Source organism: uncultured Turicibacter sp. (genome assembly GCF_938044715.1).
GTDB classification, from domain to species: Bacteria; Bacillota_I; Bacilli_A; order MOL361; family Turicibacteraceae; genus Turicibacter; species Turicibacter sanguinis.
Map to the genome: position 1 here is coordinate 21,077 of NZ_CALIOS010000064.1, position 6,745 is coordinate 27,821.

The following is a 6,745-nucleotide window of genomic DNA, read 5'->3' on the forward strand; positions in this document are numbered from 1 at the left end:
AGCCGTTGGCTCCTTTTCTTATTGATGTGGTTTATATTTACTTGTATGTAGAAATTGTTCAAAAACAACTTCTCCATCTGCATTGTACCCATAAAGCGTTGTATCGGCACGAAGTCCCCCTTCCGATACAATCGTTTTTGGTTTATATGTGATCCCCTTTAACGCTTCTGAATTAGACCAAAACTCAACAGTTAACGTCCCATATTCAGCCATGACATTAATATAAATTGGATAATCTAACGTATTAATAAATTTTAAATCAATCGCATTATCTGCCATTGTTGCATCCTGCCCAAGTGGCACATAATTAACTGATAAGCTATGATTTCGGCGTTCAGTCGCAATAATCCCTGCCTCTAATTGTGTATTGTATAGCGTTGAAGACACTTGGCAAATCCCTCCCCCAATTCCAGGGACAGCCTTTCCATTTAAAAAGATGGTTGCGTCAACATATCCATGAGCTGCATCAACCGGTGACACTTTCTCTGCATATGAAAACTCATCATTTGGCATCAATAACGTTTTATTCACTTTACTAGCTGCTAATTCAACATTCTTTGCTCTTGGAATTCCTGCCGGGTAAGTTGATGAGTACGTTGAAATTTTCGTATCAATCGTTTTTAATAACTCTATATCCGTTTCCCTTGGATTAATCAATGGCGTGACTTCAATATAAATGGGTTCTTTTGAAATCGTCTTCAGTTGTTCTGTTAATTGCTCTAATAGCTGTTCTCCTGAAATCAGCTGTCCATCACTTCCTTCTTCAATTTGAAAAGAACCATAGTACACCATTTCAAAAATGGGTTCTACCTTTTCAACATAACAAGCTTCTTCGATAGACTTTACCCAATTTTCTAGCGCGTCTTGATCATAGTTATATCCAATTTCAAACTCATATAGCATCGGTTCTTGAATTTGACTTGCCTGTTCCATAATCTCTAAATCTTTCCCAATTTCGATGATTTTTTTCGAAAATGATTCAATATCTTGATTAAAAGTCACATTAAAATCTTCCAAAGAACGTTCAAATGTTTGATCCCCCACCACGACAGTCATTTTTCTTTGTCCAAAATTTCCAAGTTCTTTTTCAATAACCTCCACAATTTTTTCTTGTGTCAATTCTGAAACATCAATATCGTTAATAAAAATATTTGGAAAAGCTACGGATTCATACGCCATTACGAGTTCCTCAGCTTTAGAATACTCATAGTAGCGATATCCAACATACGCTAAAATCAAAGCCGTATTAATGACTGCAACCAATACCCCAATAAGCCATTTCTTTTTTGAATTCATTTCATCCATCCTCCTAATTCCTTACTACCCTAACATTCTTGCCCTGACGATGAAACAGGACATCTTACTAATACAGTATACGCATTTTCACACACCTTCAAACTCAATAATTGCTTAGTTGAAACCATCATGTTCCCCCTTAAGATAGTATTTATTTTAAAAACGGAATCCATCTGAGTTTTTGGTAACACCTTCTGTTCATCCCATTTAAAAAAATCAACCTTTTGAAGTGAAACGCTTAATCGAATTAAATTCACTTGTTCTTGTAAATTTTTTCGTCTCTCACTCACACGTTTCAACTCATCCATTAAAATAACCTCTAAAGAAGTCTCTTCAGTCGAAGCTCGATTCATCAGATACTCATAAGCCAGACGTTTCTCTGCTTCTTTTTTAAACTCCATCGCTTTCCATTCCACGACGCGAGCTAAATAATACTCTGTCTCAAGCCGAGGACTCTCCTTCTTTCCCCTCGGAACATAAAGACCTGAAGCCGTTATATGATATCGCCTTTTAATTAAGCACCTAGCATCTTCTTGGAGTCGTTGTGTTGTGAAGAGTTGACGTTTTCTTCTTAATAACATTTCTTTTAATACGCCTTGCCAACATTTTAAACGCTCCACCTCATAAATCATCTGACTCACTTCTAAGGGCGTATATCTTTCATAAATCAGATGGTGTGTAATGGGAAGTTTTTTTAAATTAATCACACAAATTTCTTGATTAAACGTATACAGCACTTTTTTGATCAACTTGAGCTCTTTACAACGCTTCTTTAATGCTGGCGATAAGACACAATAAATCTCTTCAACTCTTAAAATTCCATCTAGTAAAATCGTATAGGTTTTAAATTGATACGCCTCCACTTTCAAACCAGTCGTTAACTCTTCAACAAATCCCTCTACTTTTACTTTCAAGCTAACATTTAATTTCGTATTTGAAAAAATCCAATCAACCACTTCAAAAAAATCAACAGAACTTGGTAAAAAGGCCAAGTCTTCCTCCTCTGCTTGAATCTTTGGGGTTACATTCTCATAGGGTTGATGTCGATTCCAAAGCAAAGAGGACGCTTCATCTGTCATCACACACTCCAATAGGTTCAAAACTGAAAGTGAACTTTCCTTTTTTAAGGATTGATAATTGGCAAGGCATCTCATACTCTCTAACACTTCAGAATCAGTACATCCTTCTTTTATACTTTTTGAGAGGATCTCACCTTGATGAATCGCTAATAATTCACTAGCTTGTGAAATGGATTTAGAACGTAATAAATAAATCGCAAATTGATTATAAAATTCCTTCACCACGTCTTGTAATGAAGATGCCTCTCGTCCTAAAATTGAATCACTTATCTGCAAGGGCTGTTTAAATGCCACAATCACTTCATCATCCATGACCTCAAGGGCTAATGGTTCAGTTGTGTAAATCCGCTCTCCTTTTCGACATAAAAAAATTTCCCCTGATTCAAGCAAAATGGTCAGCCGTTGATTTTTCATTATTCTTTTCAAATAAAACATAGAATCACTTTTTTTTAAGCAGTAATGAATCTGTCCCATTTGATTCAACTCTTCTAACCATTTCTTAAAATTCAATGGAATCCATTCATTGAAGCTTAAAATATCGAGTCTAACAGAATGCTGATTTAACAAAGTCGCCACTTTTAGAAAACGTGATGACTTTAAATCCATCTCATATTCCATTAACTGAAATGTTTGACTTGAAAAAACAATAAATTGAGTCGCGATTGAAAAATCAAGTTGTCGCATCACACTCTCTAACACATTGATTAAACTAGCATACCGATAATGACTCAAGACATGATGAATAACGTCCTCAATATCCGCAAACTGTTGCCTCAATTCTTCGGCCTGAACCTCTTTTAATAACCATTTCATCTCCTTTTTCCCTTCGAAAACAATGAGTGAAAGGCGATGTTTGGGATGGGTAGTGATAAACTTTAATCCCCATTTTAAAGCTTTTTTGATGTCATGAAAGTGCTGTTTAGATGACTTTGAACCATCAATAATCAACACATAATGTGTCTGAGATTGTTGAGATTGAGCTCGCTTCTTAATTTTATAAAAATAGCCTTGCTTAAGGTTTGATTTTGCTAAAATTAGCTCTTGATTTCCAAGTGATTGAATCTCTCCCACTTGTTTAAACTCCTTCATTAAAACGCCTCCATCATGTACTTGATTGATACATTTATATGAAGAAGATAGTAAGTTTATTCTAGCAAATCCGACGAAATAAAAGATGTCATTTTTTGGTAAACAAAACCATTTTTAATGTCTTTTTAAAAAATGTTCACTTATTTTGTTTAAAATAGCCTCTATCCGCATTTATCTCTTCACGTTATAATAAAAGAAATACTGCTTAAGGAGATTGAGAATGAATTTTATTGCAATAGATTTTGAGACAGCAAATGAAAAACGTGACAGCGCGTGTTCGATTGGATTAACCGTTGTTAAAAATAATCAAATTATTGAACAAAAATACTACCTAATCAAACCAAACGAACTTCGCTTTGCTCCGATTAATATTTCGATTCATGGCATTCGCGCCTCTGATGTCAAAAATGCTAAAACTTTCGACCAACTTTGGCCAGAGCTACTTCCCTATTTCACTAATAACATCATCATGGCACATAATGCAGCCTTTGATTTAAGTGTATTACGTCATACATTAGATGCTTACCACATCCCTTACCCAAATTGTCGTTATGGTTGTACGATGATTTTATCAAGAAATTTCTTTCCTCATTTAGAAAATGCCAAATTAAACACGGTTAATCATCATTTAGGACTCGAATTTAATCATCACCATGCGAGTGCTGATGCTCATGCCTGTGCCAATATCGTATTGAAAATGCAAGAAGAGTTACAATGTGCTGATTTAGAAGAACTTTGTCAAATGGCAGGGCTAAAACTGGGTACACTTCACGATGCTGGCTATATCCCTGCTAAAAAATTAAAAAAGACGGTGACTTCAAAACGCAATTTTACTCCTTCCCCTCTCCCTTTTATCTCATCAAAATCTGATGTATTCAAACATAAAACCGTTGTATTTACGGGAACCTTAAAATCAATGTCACGCCTTAGTGCCATTCAACTGATTTCTCAACTCGGTGGAACAGTTGGATCATCGGTAACACGTAAAACAGATTTCTTAATTGTGTCTCATCCTGCCGTGTATGAGCTTCAACCTCACGAAATGAGCACTAAATTAAAAAAGGCGATTGAACTTATTTACAAAGGTCAAGCCATTCAAATTTTAAATGAATCTGAATTTTTAGAACAACTGACTAAATAAAAGAGGAATCCTTGCTGGATTCCTCCTTTTAGTAATAAACCATTTCGACTACTTTTCCAAGTTGCGTTAAAATATCTTCTAACTCTTCTAAGACGCGTAACTTAATGCTTAACTCTTTTGGAAAATCAGGATTTTGATGTGCGGCATTAATCGCTCGCCCAATTAATAATCGGATATGCGTACAGTCTTCAAATAGCATTTTTGCGAGTAGCGCTGCGCCATGTTTTTTGGATAATAACTCAAAATTGGAAGAGAGTTTAATTTCTTTTAAAATTTCAACAGCTCCTTTAATCGTTAAAACTCCTTCTGTGACTAAATCAATTCCTTTAATGTGAGCAATCGGTGGGATGTGGGAGTCAATATAATAAAAACTTGTCTCTACCTCTTCGCCAATCGCACGAGCGACAATATGAGCGGCTGTTCCTCCACACACAATTTTTTTACCCACACTCTCCATTAAGGCTTGGACGACTTCTTGGTCTTGTTCTTTGTTTTGTGGAGGTCCTGCGAATAATGTCGCCCATTTCGGTTTAATCACCTTTAAACTGACAACCGTTGTATCATCCCCGGGATTGCCACCATATAAATCATCACACGCTTCAATTAATAGATTAGTAATTTCACGAGCTGACAGCTTCTCATTGACAACTGATTCCAAAAAATAAGAAACCTCATGCCAGCCCCAGCCTAAATTTAAAATCGTTCCAACTCCAGCATGAACCACTCCATCACTAATTAAAACTAATGTATCGTTTTCTTGAAGTTTAAAAGTACTTTCTTTAATTTTCCGCTGGTTAATGACACGCTCCTCAGCCTTAACATTTAAAATTTCACCATCTCGCCAAAAAAACAAACTCGGATTATCAATTTCTACCACATAGACTTGATCATCTTGATTAATCTTAACAATGGTTAAGGTTGAATACGCTAGCTTCCGAACCTGACAAACCGGCAACGTATGAACCATTGTATCCACCACTTCATCAATTGATAAGCCAGCTTTTAACATCGTAATAGCAATTTTTGAACTTAAAGTGGCTAAAATATTCGCCTTAACCCCGCTACCAAGCCCATCTGATAATACCGCAATCACACTATCATGAGTTCGAAAAAATTCAACTTTATCACCGCACAATTCCTCGCCCACTTTATTTAAACTTCCCCAGGAGAAATCAATAAAAAAACTCATGATAATCCTCCCTCATCTTCTTGAATCAATCGTTTTAAACGAGTTAACGTCACTTTCGTTTCTGCTGTCGTCTCCCCTAATAAACTGGCAATTTCTTGTGCAACAATCATCTGCTTATTAATAACTTGTTGGGCCATATCAATGGCGTTAATTTTTAAATGCTGCATTTTTAACTCGTGTGCCATCTCACTCGTCATATCATGTAAGATACATAACATCACTTCTTGCTGCTCAATCCAAATAATACTTTGAATCACGATCGTTTTGTTTTCATTTAAGCTTAAACGATGCCCTAATAGATCGCTTTTTGACTCAATAACACTTGAAAAAGAGGCTTCATCTAAAAAGATTGAAACTGGCAAATCAATCGCCTGATCTTTCTTCACTTCAAAAAAACGTTCTGCTGCTGGATTAAAATCAATAATCGTTAAGCTCTTATCCACTACTAAAATAATACTCGGTGTCACATCAAAAATAACATGCGAATAAGTTTCAGCCTTATGCTTCATATATGGCAAGCACATCGTCGGTTCCGCCATATGATTATAAACCGCAATTGCTTTTTGTCGGCACGTTGGATACCCGCAACTTCCACAATTCAACTCATCCATTGAAGAATACTTGCCTATATTATTTAAAATTAACTCAATTTCTTTTTCACTTGGTTGAATAATCGGAGAATATTGATTTTTAAACACTCGATTGAGATTAATAAGAGACAAACGTCCGCCCTCACTCATCTCATGTAGAGGCTGAGTTTGCCTCGCATAATCTTTAATTCGCATTTTACGATTAAAGATATTTTCACATTCTTCTCCAATAGCAGGTCCCCCAAGACAACTATGGTGACAAGCACTCATTTCAAAGAAAATATTTTTAAACTCTCCTCGTTCAATTCCTTCAATCACTTCAATACAATCACGAATTCCATCAACGGATACAATTTCAATT

The 6,745-nt window shown here is 35.8% G+C and carries 5 protein-coding genes; 1 reads left to right on the forward strand and 4 read right to left on the reverse strand.

Annotation, left to right across the window (positions count from 1 at the left end):
* Positions 1 to 18: 18 nt before the first annotated feature.
* Both QWC74_RS07075 and QWC74_RS07080 read right to left on the reverse strand, forming a co-directional pair.
* Entirely contained in the window at positions 19 to 1,296 is a 1,278-nt protein-coding gene (locus QWC74_RS07075) for a VanW family protein (protein ID WP_006784038.1), read from the reverse strand.
* 29 nt (positions 1,297 to 1,325) lie between these two features.
* Positions 1,326 to 3,464: a hypothetical protein gene (locus tag QWC74_RS07080; RefSeq protein ID WP_006784037.1), complete on the reverse strand. Its 2,139-nt coding sequence runs from the start codon at positions 3,462 to 3,464 to the stop codon at positions 1,326 to 1,328.
* 220 nt (positions 3,465 to 3,684) lie between these two features.
* On the opposite strand from QWC74_RS07080, the gene QWC74_RS07085 reads away from it, so the two are divergent.
* On the forward strand, positions 3,685 to 4,605 hold the full coding sequence (locus tag QWC74_RS07085) for an exonuclease domain-containing protein (RefSeq protein ID WP_006784036.1): 921 nt from the start codon (positions 3,685 to 3,687) through the stop codon (positions 4,603 to 4,605).
* A 28-nt stretch (positions 4,606 to 4,633) separates the two neighbouring features.
* Here QWC74_RS07085 and QWC74_RS07090 read toward each other — a convergent pair whose 3' ends face one another.
* Together QWC74_RS07090 and QWC74_RS07095 are read right to left on the reverse strand one after the other, a co-directional pair.
* On the reverse strand, positions 4,634 to 5,794 hold the full coding sequence (locus QWC74_RS07090; protein ID WP_288993961.1) for a SpoIIE family protein phosphatase: 1,161 nt from the start codon (positions 5,792 to 5,794) through the stop codon (positions 4,634 to 4,636).
* The coding region (locus QWC74_RS07095; RefSeq protein WP_288993962.1) for a (Fe-S)-binding protein at positions 5,791 to 6,745 on the reverse strand (955 nt) is incomplete at its 5' end. The genes QWC74_RS07090 and QWC74_RS07095, both read right to left, overlap by 4 nt.

Bases quoted from the DNA above. Each gene is read 5' to 3' on its own strand.
- QWC74_RS07075 (WP_006784038.1), bottom strand. From the start codon at position 1,296: ATGAATTCAAAAAAGAAATGGCTTATTGGGGTATTGGTTGCAGTCATT.
- QWC74_RS07080 (WP_006784037.1), bottom strand. From the start codon at position 3,464: ATGAAGGAGTTTAAACAAGTGGGAGAGATTCAATCACTTGGAAATCAA.
- QWC74_RS07085 (WP_006784036.1), top strand. From the start codon at position 3,685: ATGAATTTTATTGCAATAGATTTTGAGACAGCAAATGAAAAACGTGAC.
- QWC74_RS07090 (WP_288993961.1), bottom strand. From the start codon at position 5,794: ATGAGTTTTTTTATTGATTTCTCCTGGGGAAGTTTAAATAAAGTGGGC.